This window comes from Gordonia sp. SID5947 (genome assembly GCF_009862785.1).
Lineage (GTDB): Bacteria > Actinomycetota > Actinomycetes > Mycobacteriales > Mycobacteriaceae > Gordonia.
Genome location: NZ_WWHU01000001.1, coordinates 1,307,444 through 1,323,218, shown reverse-complemented (window position 1 = coordinate 1,323,218; position 15,775 = coordinate 1,307,444). Strand labels below are relative to the sequence as shown.

Annotated in this window: 14 protein-coding genes and 1 pseudogene; 12 read left to right on the top strand and 3 right to left on the bottom strand. The window is 66.5% G+C overall.

The window, feature by feature from the left end:
• Positions 1-40 precede the first annotated feature (40 nt).
• Positions 41-1,468: a condensation domain-containing protein gene (locus GTV32_RS06155; protein WP_161059380.1), complete on the bottom strand. Its 1,428-nt coding sequence runs from the start codon at positions 1,466-1,468 to the stop codon at positions 41-43.
• A gap of 412 nt (positions 1,469-1,880) precedes the next feature.
• On the opposite strand from GTV32_RS06155, the gene GTV32_RS06150 reads away from it, so the two are divergent.
• From GTV32_RS06150 to GTV32_RS06130, 5 genes and pseudogenes are all read left to right on the top strand, one after another.
• Complete coding sequence (locus GTV32_RS06150; protein ID WP_161059379.1) at positions 1,881-2,786, top strand: alpha/beta hydrolase family protein; 906 nt, start codon at positions 1,881-1,883, stop codon at positions 2,784-2,786.
• A gap of 59 nt (positions 2,787-2,845) precedes the next feature.
• Entirely contained in the window at positions 2,846-3,802 is a 957-nt protein-coding gene (locus tag GTV32_RS06145; RefSeq protein ID WP_237421486.1) for a glucosyl-3-phosphoglycerate synthase, read from the top strand.
• A 171-nt stretch (positions 3,803-3,973) separates the two neighbouring features.
• Positions 3,974-4,713 (top strand): annotated as a pseudogene (gene pyrH / locus GTV32_RS06140) (UMP kinase).
• Positions 4,714-4,780: 67 nt separating this feature from the next.
• Entirely contained in the window at positions 4,781-5,338 is a 558-nt protein-coding gene (gene frr / locus GTV32_RS06135) for a ribosome recycling factor (RefSeq protein WP_161059378.1), read from the top strand.
• A 35-nt stretch (positions 5,339-5,373) separates the two neighbouring features.
• On the top strand, positions 5,374-6,291 hold the full coding sequence (locus tag GTV32_RS06130; RefSeq protein ID WP_161059377.1) for a phosphatidate cytidylyltransferase: 918 nt from the start codon (positions 5,374-5,376) through the stop codon (positions 6,289-6,291).
• Between the two features lie 29 nt (positions 6,292-6,320).
• Here the strand turns inward: GTV32_RS06130 and GTV32_RS06125 are convergent, their stop codons facing one another.
• Entirely contained in the window at positions 6,321-6,698 is a 378-nt protein-coding gene (locus GTV32_RS06125; RefSeq protein WP_161059376.1) for a lipopolysaccharide assembly protein LapA domain-containing protein, read from the bottom strand.
• Positions 6,699-6,728: 30 nt separating this feature from the next.
• Between GTV32_RS06125 and rlmN the strand changes: the two genes are divergently transcribed.
• Positions 6,729-7,835, top strand: coding sequence for a 23S rRNA (adenine(2503)-C(2))-methyltransferase RlmN (gene rlmN, locus GTV32_RS06120; protein WP_161059375.1), 1,107 nt, complete (start codon positions 6,729-6,731; stop codon positions 7,833-7,835).
• A gap of 12 nt (positions 7,836-7,847) precedes the next feature.
• Here rlmN and GTV32_RS06115 read toward each other — a convergent pair whose 3' ends face one another.
• The gene (locus GTV32_RS06115; RefSeq protein WP_161059374.1) at positions 7,848-8,111 is read right to left on the bottom strand and encodes a DUF2631 domain-containing protein; all 264 of its coding nucleotides are present in this window, start codon (positions 8,109-8,111) and stop codon (positions 7,848-7,850) included.
• A gap of 151 nt (positions 8,112-8,262) precedes the next feature.
• On the opposite strand from GTV32_RS06115, the gene puuE reads away from it, so the two are divergent.
• The 6 genes from puuE to GTV32_RS06085 all read left to right on the top strand — a co-directional run bounded on the left by puuE (position 8,263) and on the right by GTV32_RS06085 (position 15,774).
• Entirely contained in the window at positions 8,263-9,219 is a 957-nt protein-coding gene (puuE, locus tag GTV32_RS06110; RefSeq protein WP_161059373.1) for an allantoinase PuuE, read from the top strand.
• Between the two features lie 43 nt (positions 9,220-9,262).
• Positions 9,263-10,438 carry a 1-deoxy-D-xylulose-5-phosphate reductoisomerase gene (gene dxr, locus GTV32_RS06105; RefSeq protein ID WP_343287226.1) on the top strand — a complete coding sequence of 392 codons (1,176 nt, stop codon included), beginning with the start codon at positions 9,263-9,265 and terminating at the stop codon, positions 10,436-10,438.
• A complete protein-coding gene (locus tag GTV32_RS06100) occupies positions 10,435-11,679 on the top strand; it encodes a site-2 protease family protein (protein WP_161059371.1) in 1,245 nt (414 codons plus the stop codon). Before dxr ends, GTV32_RS06100 begins: the two co-directional genes overlap by 4 nt.
• Positions 11,680-11,729: 50 nt before the next feature.
• Positions 11,730-12,920: a flavodoxin-dependent (E)-4-hydroxy-3-methylbut-2-enyl-diphosphate synthase gene (ispG, locus tag GTV32_RS06095; RefSeq protein ID WP_161059370.1), complete on the top strand. Its 1,191-nt coding sequence runs from the start codon at positions 11,730-11,732 to the stop codon at positions 12,918-12,920.
• 75 nt (positions 12,921-12,995) lie between these two features.
• Positions 12,996-13,832 carry a GNAT family N-acetyltransferase gene (locus tag GTV32_RS06090; RefSeq protein WP_161059369.1) on the top strand — a complete coding sequence of 279 codons (837 nt, stop codon included), beginning with the start codon at positions 12,996-12,998 and terminating at the stop codon, positions 13,830-13,832.
• Between the two features lie 106 nt (positions 13,833-13,938).
• Positions 13,939-15,774 (top strand): penicillin-binding transpeptidase domain-containing protein, encoded by a 1,836-nt coding sequence (locus GTV32_RS06085; protein WP_161059368.1) that lies wholly within the window; start codon positions 13,939-13,941, stop codon positions 15,772-15,774.
• Position 15,775: the final 1 nt, after the last annotated feature.

The following is a 15,775-nucleotide window of genomic DNA, read 5'->3' as shown; positions in this document are numbered from 1 at the left end:
GGCCCCGGGGTGGTGTCGCGGTCAGCAGGCCCCGCACAGGTCATCGCGCGAGCGCGGGGGCAACCTGGTCGTAGTCTCCCTGCCTCGACACGGCCGCCATGATGCCGATGAACTTGTCCGTGTAGTCGCGCACGGAGGCCCGCGCGATCTCCGTGTCGGGGTACAAGAAGGTCATCGATGTCTCGTCCTGGAATCGATTGATCCACATGAACACTTCCTCGCTGCTGCCCCGATTGCCGTACAGACAGCCGTTGATCGCGTCGAACATCTCCACACCGGGCAGCTTGCGAACGTCGATGTAGGAGATCATCGGAACCGACCAACCGGGTTCGACGTCGATGCCGTCCTCTGGTCGTACGAGTTCGAGCACGCGGTGGAACGACACATCGGTCAGGTCCTTGCCGGCCTCGTAGCTTCGCGCGGCCTGGGCGACCGCCGAGGTGAACGTGCTGCCGGGCCCGATCGTCACCGGAACCGGTATGAGGCTGGTGAACCAGCCGACCGAGTTCAGCTCGTTGCCCGGCCTCCGGGTGCTCTTGGGCGTCATGCCCAGATAATCGGACTTGCCGGTGAACTCGGCGTAGGCCAGCGCGGCGATCGCCATGAGGCCGGCCGTGACGTTTCCGCCATTCGCACGACAGGCATCCTCGAATCGCTGGGCGGCGTGGTCGTCGTCGAACACCGTGGTGGTCAGATGCGCACTGCGGGTATGGGTGTCGGCATCCTTGCCGAGCGGGAGGGGAAAGCGGGGGAGACGGCCGCCATGGGCCGACACGACGTCGATCCATCTCTGTACCTGAGGCGAATCCCACGACAGTTCGCGCGAAATGGACCGCTCGCGTTCACAATAGTCGACATAACTTCCGACCGGTGCCAGGGCATTGTCCATGCCGAACGCCGCATTCATGTACAGGGTCATCAGGTCGACGCATGTCATCGCCTGCGACATGCCATCGGTGTTCAGGTGGTCGACCGCGCAGTAGACGGTGAAACCGCCCTCCCATTCGATCGCGCCGAACGAGAAGCAATCCCAGTCGAACGGCCCCGGGGTCTCCTGCTGCACATGCGTACGGATCTGGGCCGGCGTGGTGAAGTCGCCGTGATCGTTCCGGATCAGTTCGATCGCCTCGGCGTCGGTCACGTGTCGCGCGACGGTCCCGTCCGTCTCGACCGAGAACCAGGAGCGGAAGGTGTCGTGGCGCCGCAGGAAGGTGGTCAACGCGGTCGTCAGCGCTGCGGTGTCGAGCGATGCCTGGATGTCGAATGCGATCAGGCACAGCCGCGAGAACCGAAAGCCCGCGGATTCGTTTCGTCGGGCGGCGCGGAGATACGCCTCCTGCTGATGTGACGGCGGAACAGGATGGATTGCGGCACTGGCTGATTCGGTGATCGATGACGGTGAGGCGATCCAGCTGGTCAATCGTCCCGGACGAGGGTTCCACTCGTCGATGAGCCCGAAACTTACCATCTCTAACCTCTATTCGGTGATTGCGGATCGAGCGGTGGCTCGCCGGTGGGCTACCGCACGCGAACGCGAGATCTCGAAACGAGTCCCGACCGGAGTGGGACATCCATCCCCGCCCCATTGCATCCACCCATGAAAGATGTTGTCTGTCAACAAAATTTATTGGACAAAAGTCCCACTTGTCCATTTCGTGCGGGTGGGTGGACAGCGGACGTGTGGTGCGGCACACTCCAACCGTCGACACCGAGAGGGTGTATCTGCGATAGGGGAAACAAAGGTGGGCAAGCCTGGAGCGGGGCGGTCGTCCTCGCGGGCCGCACGGGTTGTCGTTGCATGCAGATTGACGGCGGCGGCAGCGCTGGCCTGCGTCGCCTTGGGTGGCCAGCTGGTGCCGGCGGTCTCGTCGGCTGCCCCGATGGGTGCCACGATCGTCGCCGAGCATGCCCAGTCGACCCGGGAGATCGACCTCACGGTGCGCTCACAAGCGATGCGTATGTCGTTGCCCGTGAAGGTGATTCCTTCTTCCGGCCGCGGCCCTGCCCCGACGCTCTACCTGCTGAACGGGGCGGCCGGTGGCGAAGGAGGCAGCAGTTGGTTCGACCAGACCGACATCCGCACCTTCTTTGCCGGTCAACACGTCAACGTCGTGGTTCCGATGGGTGGTGCGGCGAGCTATTTCACCGACTGGCAACGGCCGGATCCGACGCTGGGATACCAGAAATGGGCCACCTATCTGACCTCTGAACTCCCGCGAGCCATCGACGAACGGTTCGATGGCAACGGACGCAACGCAATTGCGGGGATCTCGATGGCCGGCACGTCGGTCTTCCAGCTGTCTCTGCATGCGCCGAAGCTCTATCGGGGGATCGGATCCTTCAGCGGGTGCGCGCAGACCAGCGACCCTCTCGGGCAGGCGGTTGTCCGCATGGTGGTCGAGGGTCGCGGTGGCGGGAACACGGTCAACATGTGGGGTCCGCCGACCGCTCCGGCCTGGCAGGAAAACGACCCGTACCTCCACGTCGACGAGTTCCGCGGCAAGTCCGTCTATGTGTCCAACGGATCGGGGACACCGGGACGCTACGACACGATCAATGGGCCGGGTATCGACGGCAACGGCACCAAGTTGTTCGACCAGATCGCCGTCGGCGCGGTCATCGAGACCGCGACCGCCGAGTGCACCCGCAACCTCCAGCGCCGGATGCGGGAACGAGGTGTCCCGGCGACCTTCCACCTCTACGACGGCGGCACGCACGCCTGGCCGTACTGGCAGGACGAGCTCCATCGCGCATGGCCGCAGTTCCGACGGGCGCTCGCCGCGTGACGGCCCGTCGTCAGGGTTCTGATACCGCGGATGATCGGACCGAGGTGGACCGCGATTCGATGACGATCGCCGACATGCAGGGCTCGGCGACCTGGCTGGAGTCGAACACGTGGGACCGGCCGAAGTGGACGGTCGACGAGCTGATCGCGCTCAAGAACGGTCGCTCGATCTCCGTGGTGCTGCCTGCCCTCGACGAAGAGCGGACGGTCGGCTCGGTGATCGCGAGCATCATGCCCCTCGTGGGCGGCCTGGTCGACGAGGTCGTCGTCATCGATTCCGGGTCGGCGGATGCCACGATGACGCGGGCTGCGGCAGCCGGGGCGCGCGTGGAGAGCAGGGAATCGGCGTTGCCGGGCGTGCCGCCTCTGCCGGGCAAGGGCGAGGTCCTGTGGCGCTCCCTCGCGACGACGGTCGGCGACATCGTGGTCTACATCGACAGTGACCTCGTCGATCCCGATCCGATGTATGTGCCCAAGCTCGTCGGGCCGTTGCTGTCGGTGCCGGAGTTGCAGCTGGTCAAGGGATACTATCGACGGCCGCTCGTGGGGTCGGGTGGGATCGATCCGTCCGGTGGTGGCCGGGTGACCGAACTCGTGGTGCGGCCCCTGGTGGCCGCGCTGAGACCGGAGCTCTCTGCCCTCATCCAGCCATTGGCGGGCGAGTACGCCGGAACCCGTGAATTGCTGATGTCGATCCCGTTCGCCCCGGGCTACGGCGTGGAGATCGGCATCGTTCTCGACACGCTGAACCGGTTCGGGATGGACGCGATCGGCCAGGTGGATCTCGGGACCCGGGCCCATCGCAACCGCCCGCTCCGTGAGCTCGGGCCCATGTCACGCCAGATCGTCGCGACACTCATGGGTCGTCTCGGGATCGAGGACTCGGGAAGCCCGCTGACCCAGTTCTTGATGGAGGGCGACGGGCATCGCGTTCGGCGCGCCTATCCGGTACTCGACGATCGGCCGGCCATGCGGACCGTCCCCGGACGAACCCTGGCCGACGCCGGCGCCCGCTGAGAGTTCGCCGGCGGTCGTCTGCGGTCGCTTCGTCGCGGTGCAGGTCATGGCCCGTGCGTGGAACGCGGACGCACCGTCTGCGGCCGGTCGGGTGGGCGCGCCGACCGCTCTTCGCATTGCTGCCCGTCGAGGGACGTACGATGTTCACCGAACCGACGAGTGAGGATGTTGATGAGCGAAACCCCCGACATGCAGCAGTCCGAACGTCACGGCTACCGTCGCGTGCTTCTCAAACTCGGGGTGAGATGTTCGGCGGCGGTGACGTCGGTCTCGATCCCGACGTGGTGGCGACCGTTGCCGATCAGATCGCCGAGGTCGTCGGCTCGGGCGTTCAGGTCGCGGTCGTCATCGGCGGCGGCAACTTCTTCCGCGGAGCAGAACTTCAGCAGCGTGGTCTCGACCGGGCCCGGTCGGATTACATGGGCATGCTCGGCACTGTGATGAATTGTCTCGCCCTGCAGGACTTCCTGGAGAAGCGGGGTGTGAGCACTCGGGTCCAGACCGCCATCACGATGGGTCAGGTCGCCGAGCCCTATCTGCCCCTGAGGGCGCAGCGCCACCTGGAAAAGGGGAGGGTGGTGATCTTCGGTGCGGGTATGGGCATGCCGTACTTCTCCACCGACACCACCGCCGCCCAGCGCGCACTGGAGATCAAGGCCGAGGTCGTGTTGATGGCCAAGGGTGTCGACGGCGTCTACGACGCCGACCCGCGCGTGGTCCCGGATGCCAAGATGTACACCGAGGTCACCCATCGCGAGGTGCTCGACAAGGAACTCAAGGTCGCCGACGCCACAGCCTTCAGCCTGTGCATGGACAACAAGATGCCGATGCTCGTGTTCAATCTTCTGGAAGAGGGAAACATCGCCCGGGCGGTCGCAGGTAAGCGAATCGGCACCCTGGTGGCGACCTAGACATGTCGGTTCGCGCCCTCATGACGTGTACCAACCCGAACCTGTACCGAGGAGAAGTGGGACGACGATGATCGACGACACGCTGCTGGACGCCGAAGAGAAGATGGAGAAGGCGGTCGGCGTCGCCAAGGACGACATGGGCTCGATCCGCACGGGCCGTGCCAATCCGGCGATGTTCAACAAGGTCAACATCGAGTACTACGGTTCGCTCACCCCGGTCACCCAGGTGGCCGGCATCACCACCCCCGAAGCCCGGCTCGTCGTGATCAAGCCGTACGAGGCCTCCACGCTGCGCGACATCGAGACGGCGATCCGCAACTCCGACCTCGGCGTGAACCCGACCAACGACGGCACCATCATCCGCGTCGCGATCCCGCAGCTCACCGAGGAGCGCCGACGTGAACTCGTGAAGCAGGCCAAGGGCAAAGGGGAGGACGCGAAGGTCGCGATCCGCAATGTCCGCCGAAAGGCCGTCGACGAACTCAAGCGTATCCAGAAGGACGGCGAGGCCGGCGAGGACGAAGTGAACCGCGCGGAGAAGGAACTCGACAAGACCACCGCCGGCTATGTCACGCAGGTCGATGAACTCGTGAAGCACAAAGAGAACGAATTGCTCGAAGTGTGAGCACTGACCCACCCCACGCGTCTATACCGGAAATGATGGCCACCGAACCCTCTGCGAACACGCCGCCCGCCGATGGGGGCGAGAATTCGGGGGCACCAGGCAAGCCTGCATCCGGGGAGCCCGCGGCTCCCGCGAAGTCGCGGGCCGGACGGAACCTTCCTGCGGCCATCGGCGTCGGCGGGACGCTCGGCATCTCGATCATCCTCATCCTGCTGTTCGCACCGAAGATCTGGTACGGCGTGGTCGCGGTGGCGTTCGCCATCGCGACCTGGGAGGTCACCAAGCGACTGCGCGACGGTGGCTACCAGGTGGCGCTGTGGCCGTTGCTGATCGGCGGCCAGGCGATCATCTGGGCGAGCTGGCCCTGGGCCCAGACCGGAGTGCTCACCGCGTTCGCGGCGACCGTGCTGGTCTTGATGGTCTGGATGTTGCTGGCGCAGGGGATCGGTCACGCACCCGAGAACTATCTCCGGAATCTGGCCGCAAGCGTCCTCGTGTTGGCGTGGCTGCCGTTGCTCGCGTCGTTCGGTGCGCAGATGGTGGTACAGGACCACGGCGCGGCGCGGGTCGCGACGCTGATGGTCGTCGTGGTGTGCTCCGACGTCGGCGGCTATGCGGCCGGCGTCTTGTTCGGCAAACATGCGATGGCGCCGGCGATCAGCCCGAAGAAGTCGTGGGAAGGACTCGTCGGGTCATTCGTCGTCGGTACGGCGGGCGCAATCGGTTGCGTTGTCTTCCTTCTCGACACGCATTGGTGGGTCGGCGCGGTTCTCGGACCAGTTCTGGTCGTCTGCGCGACGTTGGGTGATCTTGTCGAGTCACAGGTCAAACGCGACCTCGGCATCAAGGACATGGGCACCCTGCTACCCGGTCACGGCGGCATCATGGATCGTCTGGACTCGTTGTTGCCGTCGGCGTTCATCGTGTGGGCGGTGCTGACCGCACTGCTCTGATCGGCGTGCGCCGGCCACGACTGCTTTCGCTACTTCTTGGCCTTGCGCATCGCGCGGCTCATCTGCAACATGCGGAGACCTCCGGCCAGCGCGACGATGAGCGCTCCGGCGATCGCCGCGATGAGAAGGCTCACACCCAGCGGCAGGTTGACCTCCCAGAAGATCAACATGATGCGCTGTGAGTCGAGGTTCTGCAGGATGAACACGAGCAGCAGCACGGTGATGATCGCGCCGATGACCAGACCGATGAAAGTCGCACGCGTGCGCGTGTGTTCGACGTTTTTCACCTTGGTCCGGAGCTCGTCGCGTTCGGCGAGCAGGGCTTGGTGATCGCGGTCGAGTTCAGGGTTCGCCGGTGGCAGGTCGCCGGGGGCCGCCTCGGGTCGCTGCGGATCAGGTGTCGTCATGTACCCATCATGACATGCGACAATGTCATCATGTCGTCATTGCCACTCGTGTTCGACGCACCCAAACGGGGGCGTCCCCCGACTCATTTCGCCGACCTCGACGCCGACGCCCGGGTGTCGGCCCTGGCCTCCCTGGGGCTGCCGAAGTTCCGCGCGAATCAGCTGGCGCGTCAGTACTACGGACGCCTCAACGGCGATGTCGCGGAGATGAGCGACCTGCCTGCGACGTCGCGCGACGCCGTCGGCGACAAGCTGTTCCCGCCGCTTCTCAGTCCGGTGCGGCACATCTCCTGCGACGACGGCGACACGCGGAAGACGTTGTGGCGACTGCATGACGGGACCCTGCTGGAGAGCGTTCTCATGCGCTACACCGAGCGCAACACACTGTGTATCTCCAGCCAGGCGGGCTGCGGGATGGCGTGCCCGTTCTGCGCGACCGGCCAGGGCGGCCTCGACCGCAACCTGTCCGCCGCCGAGATCGTGGACCAGGTCAGGGCGGCGGCGCGAGCTCTGCGCGACGGTGAATTCGGTGAGCCCGGCCGACTGTCGAATGTCGTCTTCATGGGCATGGGCGAACCGTTGGCGAACTACAAGCGGGTGGTGAGCGCGGTCCGGCAGATCACCTCGCCGGTCCCGGACGGTCTGGGGATCTCCGCGCGGTCGGTGACCGTGTCCACGGTCGGCCTCGCACCCTCGATCCGGCGTCTGGCCGACGAGGGACTCGCGGTGACCCTGGCCGTGTCGTTGCACACGCCCGACGACGAGCTCCGCGACACCTTGGTGCCGGTCAACAACCGGTGGTCGGTGGCAGAGGTGCTCGACGCCGCGCGGTACTACGCCGACACCACCGGTCGTCGCGTCTCGATCGAGTACGCGCTGATCCGAGACGTCAACGATCAGCCGTGGCGTGCGGACCTGCTGGGGGAGAAGCTGCACAAGGCACTCGGTTCGCGCGTGCACGTCAACCTCATCCCACTCAACCCGACTCCGGGGTCCGAATGGGATGCGAGCCCCAAACCGGTGGAACGCGAGTTCGTCCGACGGGTTCGGGAACAGGGTGTGTCGTGCACGGTGCGAGACACCCGCGGACAGGAGATCGCCGCCGCGTGCGGGCAGCTGGCGGCCGAAGAACGGTGAGACCGGGGTCGGTCAGTTCTTCCAGCGGCCCCGATTGCGGATCGACGGCCTGATCAGGAAGAAGGCGAGGACGGCGGCGAAGCCTGCCAGGTAGATGTCCTCGACGTGGCCGCGGTGGTTGCCGATGAACATCAGCAGCAGGGCTGCGACGCAGAACCATCCGGCGATGATGAAGGACTTGGTCGCCTGACCGTGCCAGCCGAACCGGGCCGACGGCGCATCCGCTGGTTCGCGGACCCAGCCGGTGTCGACGGGCTCAACCTCGGTGCTTGCCACGGTGGCTCCTCACTGCACGGTCAGCGATCTGACGGACGTGGCCAGAAGTCTGACGGTCGGTAGTAGTTCATCGAACAGCATAGCGGTAGCGAGGTGGGGGCGACGTACCTGCCACCACGCATCGGCGCGAGTTCGGTGACAGAATGCCGCCATGCCCGACACCGTGCACCGAACCCTGGCCGACTACCGGTCGGAGAACTATCCGCGCGACCTGATCGGTTACGGTGTGACGTCCCCGGATCCGCGGTGGCCCGGCGGCGCCCGGATCGCTGTGCAGTTCGTCCTCAACTACGAGGAGGGCTCGGAGAACAATGTCCTCGAGAACGACCGTGGCAGTGAGACTTTCCTGTCAGAAATGATCGGCGCCCAATCGTTCCCGAACCGGCACATGAGCATGGAGTCGTTGTACGAATACGGGTCTCGCGCAGGCGTATGGCGCATCCTGCGCACGTTCTCGCGACGGCAACTGCCGCTGACCATCTTCGCGGTCGCGCAGGCGATGGCCCGAAACCCGGAGGCGGCCGCGGCCTTTGTCGAGCGTGGCGACGAGATCGCGTGTCACGGCTATCGGTGGCTCAGCTATCAGATGGTCGACCCGGCGGTCGAGCGCGAGCACATGGCCGCCGGGATCGAGTTGCTGACCGAGGTCACCGGCAGCCGGCCGCTGGGGTGGTACACCGGACGCGATTCACCCAACACCCGTCGACTCCTGGTGGAGCAGGGCGGGTTCGTCTACGACTCCGACAGCTACGCCGACGACCTGCCCTACTGGGTGAAGGTGCCGCGTGGCGACGCCGCCGTCGACCACCTCGTGGTGCCCTACACGCTCGACACGAACGACATGCGCTTCGCCTCGCCCGGTGGATTTCCCTCCGGTGACCAGTTCTACGCGCACCTGCGGGACGCGTTCGACGTCCTGTATGCCGAGGGTGTGGCCGGCGCCCCCAAGATGCTCTCGATCGGTCTGCACTGCCGGATCGCCGGCAGGCCGGCGCGGTTGGCGGCGCTCGAGCGGTTCCTCGATCACGTGCAGGGGCACGACGATGTATGGATCACCCGTCGCATCGACATCGCCGAACACTGGCGGAAGGTCCACCCCGCACGCTGAAGGAAATTTTGGGCTGACCAGTCGGAGGCAGGACAATGATCCCGTGACGACGCGTGTACTCATCCTCGGCTCGACCGGGTCGATCGGTGTCCAGGCCCTCGAGGTCATCGCCGAACATCCCGAACGCTTCCAGGTCGTCGGCCTCGGGGCGGGCGGCGCGAACCTCGATCTGCTGCGCCGGCAGGCACAGGCGTTCCGGATACCGGCCGGCGCGCTCGCGGTGGCCGACCCGGCCGCCGCGGACACACTCACCGACGAACTCGGTGGCGCGGTCTTCGGTGGCCCGGACGCGATGTGTGATCTGATCGATGCCGTCGAGGCGGATGTGGTCCTCAACGCGGTCGTCGGGTCCATCGGCCTTCGGCCGAGTCTGGCCACGCTGCGATCGGGGGCGCGATTGGCGCTGGCGAACAAGGAGTCGCTCGTCGCCGGTGGTTCCCTCGTCCTCGACGCCGCGGCCCCGGGTCAGATCGTGCCGGTCGATTCGGAGCATTCGGCGATCGCGCAGTGTTTGCGGGCGGGCACCGCCGGCGAGGTCGATCGGCTCGTGCTCACCGCGTCGGGCGGTCCGTTCCGGGGCTGGACCCGCGCGGCGCTCGAGGATGTGACCCCCGAACAGGCCGGGCACCACCCGACGTGGTCGATGGGCCCGCTGATCACGCTGAACTCGGCAACCCTGGTGAACAAGGCGCTCGAGGTCATCGAGGCGCACCTGCTGTTCGGGGTCGGTTACGACCGCATCGACGTCACGGTGCATCCGCAGTCGATCGTGCATTCGATGGTCACCTTCGTCGACGGGGCGACCGTCGCGAAAGCATCGCCACCCTCGATGAAACTCCCGATCGCGCTGGCGCTGGGCTGGCCCGCGCGGGTACCCGGATCATCGGCCGCCTGTGACTTCTCGACCGCATCGTCGTGGACCTTCGAGCCGGTCGACAACGCCGTCTTCCCGGCGATCGATCTCGCGCGTGAGGCCGGACGCGGGGGCGGCTCGCTCACCGCTGTCTACAACGCGGCCAACGAGGCCGCGGCGGCCGGATTCTTCGCCGGCGCCATCCGGTTCCCGCGCATCGTCGAGATCATCCGTGACGTGCTCGGCGACGCCGATCAGTGGCGTGAAAGGCCAGGTACTGTGGATGAGGTCTTGGCCGCTGACCAGTGGGCACGCGAACACGCTGCGCGTCTGGTCAAGGCATATGCGGATGGAGTGAGTCAGTGAGTTTTGCGCTCGGCGTGGTGCTGTTCGCCGCAGCGCTGGTGCTGTCGGTGGCCTGGCATGAGTGCGGTCACATGTGGGCTGCGCAGGCTACGGGCATGAAGGTGCGCCGGTACTTCGTCGGTTTCGGTCCGACGCTGTGGTCGACCCGACGCGGGGAGACCGAGTACGGCGTCAAGGCGCTGCCACTGGGCGGGTTCTGCGACATCGCCGGGATGACGCCCTACGACGAGATCGCCGCCGAAGATCGTCCGCGAGCGATGTATCTGCAGAAACCGTGGAAGCGCCTGGTGGTGTTGGCGGCCGGGCCGGCGCAGAACTTCGTCCTCGGGTTCCTCCTGGTCGTCATCGTCGGTGCGATCTTCGGCCTGCCCAACATCAGCCAGGATCCGGTACCGGCCACCGTCTCGAAGGTGACCTGCGTACCGGCCACCACGACCTACTACCCGGACAAGGATCCGGTGTCCACCCCGTGCGGTGGTACCGGACCTGCCGGTGCCGCCGGTCTGATGGCGGGCGACACGATCGTCGCGGTCAACGGCACCTCGGTGTCGGACTACGCGGCGGTCTCGAAGCAGATCGGCGACACCGGCGGCCCGGTGTCCCTCACGGTCGAGCGGACCGTCGACGGTGGCACCGAGCAGCGCGAGTTCACCATCGATCCGCAGCCGTCGACCGTCGTGGTCAACAACGCGGACGGAACCACCGAGACCGAGCAGACCCGCAAGGTGGGCATCACCTTCGATCCGCCGCCGGCCATCAACCACTACGACGGACTCGCGGTGATACCCGCGTCGTTCGCTTTCACCGGGGACCTGTTCGTGGCCACCTGGGACGCCCTGCTGTCGATGCCGTCGAAGATCAGCGCTCTGTGGACGGCGGTCACCGGTGGCGAGCGTTCGATGGACACCCCGGTCAGCGTCTACGGCGCGTCGGTGCTGGGTGGTCAGGCGGTCGAGCGGGGCGCCTGGAGCACCTTCCTGTTGTTGCTGATCAGCATCAACTTCTTCCTCGGGTTGTTCAACCTCGTACCGCTACTACCGTTGGATGGTGGGCACATGGCCATCGTCGGCTACGAGAAGGCCCGCAACACGGTGCGCGGATGGTTCGGTCGCGCCGCGGGCGGACCCGTCGACTACCTCAGGCTCATGCCGATCACCTACGCGGTGGTGATCATCATGGGCGGGTTCATGGTCCTGACGCTCACCGCCGACATCGTCAACCCGATCCAACTCTTCAAATAGCCGGCCCGGCCGTCGAACACACAGCCCCTTCGTCATTCGAGGTGAACGAGATGAACACCCCAGCAACTCCCGGAGACGCGCTCGCGGTCGGGCTCGGTATGCCCGCCGGCCCGCCGCCCGTGTTGGCGCCCCGGCGCAGGACACGTCAGATCCAGGTCGGTCAGGTCGGCGTGGGGAGCGACCACCCGATCTCGGTGCAGTCGATGACCACCACCAAGACCCACGACATCAACGCGACGCTGCAGCAGATCGCCGAGCTGACCGCGTCGGGTTGTGACATCGTGCGAGTGGCCTGCCCGCGTCCCGAGGACGCCGAGGCGTTGCCGGTGATCGCCAAGAAGAGCAAGATCCCGGTGATCGCCGACATCCACTTCCAGCCGAAATACATCTTCGCGGCCATCGACGCGGGATGTGCGGCCGTCCGCGTCAACCCCGGCAACATCAAGGAGTTCGACGGTCGGGTGAAGGAGGTCGCGCATGCCGCGAAGGACGCCGGGATCCCGATCCGGATCGGCGTCAACGCCGGCTCCCTCGATCCCCGCCTGCTGAAGAAGTACGGCAAGGCCACCCCGGAGGCCCTCGTCGAGTCGGCGCTCTGGGAGGCCGGACTGTTCGAGGAACACGGCTTCGGTGACATCAAGATCTCCGTGAAGCACAACGACCCGGTGGTCATGGTCGAGGCGTACCGGCAACTGGCCGCGCAGTGCGACTATCCGCTGCATCTCGGGGTCACCGAGGCCGGACCCGCCTTCCAGGGCACCATCAAGTCCGCGGTGGCGTTCGGTGCGCTGCTCTCCGAAGGCATCGGCGACACCATCCGCGTCTCGCTGTCGGCGCCGCCGGCCGAGGAGGTCAAGGTCGGCGATCAGATCCTGCAGTCGCTCAACCTGCGGCCACGCAAACTCGAGATCGTCTCGTGCCCGTCGTGCGGGCGCGCCCAAGTCGACGTCTACAAGCTCGCAGACGCGGTCACCGCGGGTCTCGAGGGCATGGAGGTCCCGCTGCGGGTCGCCGTGATGGGTTGTGTCGTCAACGGTCCCGGGGAGGCCCGCGAGGCCGATCTCGGTGTCGCGTCAGGCAACGGCAAGGGACAGATCTTCGTCAAGGGCGAGGTCATCAAGACCGTGCCCGAGGCCGAGATCGTCGAGACCTTGATCGAAGAAGCGCTGCGGATCGCAGGCGAGTCGGGTGACACTGATGGGGACAGGGAAGTGGGTTCCCCGGTCGTCACGGTCAGCTGACGCCGGCGGAGCGGCCACGCCGACGGCGCCGGAGCCGGAGGTCGTGCCCTGCATGACTATTGCAGAGGAGCGGTGGTGCTGAAGCTACTGGGTGACCGCCCCCTCGGCGCTCGTGATGCGCCGGTGGTCGAGCGCGCCATGGCGGCAGACCCGGTGGCGATGTGCATGGTGGCGGCTCGCTTCGAGACACACGGCATCAATCCTCGGCTGCTCGGTGGAGAGCTCTGGACCATCGGTGACCCGACGACGTCGCTGTGCTTCTCCGGGGCCAACCTGATCCCACTCGCCGGCTCCACCCATGACATGGAGGCTTTTGCCGACCGCGCGGCATCGGCGCCGCGCATCTGCTCCTCGATCGTCGGCCGGGCGGAGCTGGTGCTGCCGTTTTGGGATCGCGTACAGCCGTGCTGGGGCCCTGCCCGTGAGGTGCGCGACGATCAGCCGCTGATGGCGCTCACCGACACGCCCGTCGTCGCGCCGGATCCGCTGGTGCGGCTGGTGACGCTCGACGATCTCGACGTCTATCTCCCGGCCGCCGTCGACATGTTCATCGGTGAGGTCGGCGTCGACCCGTGTGCCGGTGACGGCGGCCGCTCGTACCGCAGGCGGCTGGCGTCACTGGTCAGCGCCCAGCGCGTATTCGCCCGTTTCGACCGCGGCGAGGTCGTGTTCAAGGCCGAGATCGGTTCGCTCTCAAGGAGAGTGGGACAGATTCAAGGCGTTTGGGTTGCTCCGCACCGGCGCGGTGAGGGGCTGGGGGCCGCCGGGACCGCGGCGGTCGCGGCGGCGATCATCTCGTATGGCCGCACGCCGAGCCTGTACGTCAACAGCTTCAATCTCCCCGCGCGCGAGGTCTACCGGCAGGTCGGGTTCAGTGAGGTGGGGACCTTCGCGACCGTTCTGGTCGACTGACCGGGGACCGCCCGAGCATCCGCCCCAGCGTGCGGTGCAGTCTCTTCACGGCGCGTAGCGCGTGGCGCAACGGATTCCGGTCGTACACGCCATATCATCGAACCCGATGTGGCAGATGAGACGGCGTGTGATCAGCGTGACCTGTGTGTCGGTGAGTGCTCTCGTTGTCCTCGGTGTGGCCGGTTGCTCCACGGCCGACGACGGGCCCCGGCAGGCCGTCGAGCGGTTCCTGACTGCGTATGGTGCCCACGACACCGCTGCCGCCGCGCAGCTCACCGACGATGAACAACAGGCGCGTACCGATCTCGAAGCCGCCTGGAAGGGCATCTCGGCCGAGAAGCTGACTTTCAGTACGGGCAGGGCGCAGGTCTCCGGCGACACCGCGGACATCGACGTCACCTACCGCTGGGAGCTGCCGGGCGGGCGTGAATGGAGTTATCCGGGGCGCATCGCGATGATCCGGTCCGACGCCGGGTGGGGAGTGCGGTGGATGTCGACCGACATCCACCCCGACCTCGGTGCCAACCAACGGCTTTCGCTGCGGACCACGGCTGCGCCACGAGCGACCGTGAACGAGTCCGACGGGTCGGAGGTGATGGTCAACGGCACCGTCGTCGGCATCAACTTCGATGCGCAGGCCGCTGCGGCCGGCGGCTCTGTGGCGGATTCGGTGACCCAGCTCGTGTCGGTGCTCAAACCACTCGATCCGTCGCTGTCGGCGCAGAAGATCGCCGAGGAATCCACCGCGGGTGGTGGGGCATATCCCATCACCCGGCTGTCTCAGCGTGATTTCGATCGGCTCCGCGACCGGTTGGCGATCCCGGGGGTCGAACACAATGAACAGGCCGAGTTGGTGCCGAAGAACCCGGATTTCGCGCCCGCCCTGCTCACCGATGTCAAAAAGGTGGTCGACAGCGAGGTCGACGGGCGGGCCGGTTGGCGGGTGGTCACGGTCAACCCGAACGGACTCGATGCCGACGTGCTCGCCGACCACGCGGCGAGGCCGGCGCCTGCAGTCTCGCTGAGCCTGTCCCGGCAAGTGCAGACGGCAGCGCAGCGTGCGGTCGATGCCACCAACCGCTTCCAGGTGGCGATGGTGGTGATCCAGCCGTCGACCGGGCACATCCTCGCCGTCGCGCAGAACAAGTCGGCCGATCGCGACGGACCGATCGCAACCGCGGGGCTCTATCCGCCCGGCTCGACGTTCAAGATGGTCACGGCAGCCGCGGCCATCAGCCGGAATCTCGCTCATCCGGGCACCATGGTGCCGTGCCCGGGCGAGATCGAGATCGGGCCACGTCGTATCCCCAACTACGACCGGTTCTCGCTGGGGACCGTGCCGATGTTGCAGGCCTTCGCCAGTTCCTGCAACACGACGTTCGCCAAGCTGGCCAGCGAGATGGGGCCATCGGATCTGGCGCACACGGCCGCGTCGATGGGAATCGGTCAGCACTACGACATCGCCGGACTCACCGCTGTCTCCGGGTCGGTGCCGATCGCCCCGGAGTTGGTGGCGCGCACCGAGGACGGCTTCGGGCAGGGCAAGGTCCTTGTCAGCCCGCTCGGCCTCGCGCTGGTGGCGGCGACCGTGGCGCACAACGGCAAGGCTCCGGTACCGCAACTGATCCTCGGTAAGCCGACAAAGGTCGAGGGGCCGCAACCGTCGCTGGACCCTTCGGTGGTGTCGGAGCTGCGACCGATGATGCGGGCTGTCGTCCAACAGGGCACCGGCACCGTGATCGCCGGCCAGGGTGACATCCTGGGCAAGACCGGTGAGGCGGAGTTCGCCGGCGGGTCACATGCGTGGTTCGCCGGTTACCGAGGCGACCTCGCGTTCGCGACGCTGGTGGTGCGGGGCGGCGATTCCAACAACGCGGTCGCCGTCACCCGGGACATGTTCGCCTCGTTGCCGCCCGGATACGCCGCCACCGCCCGGTCGTGAC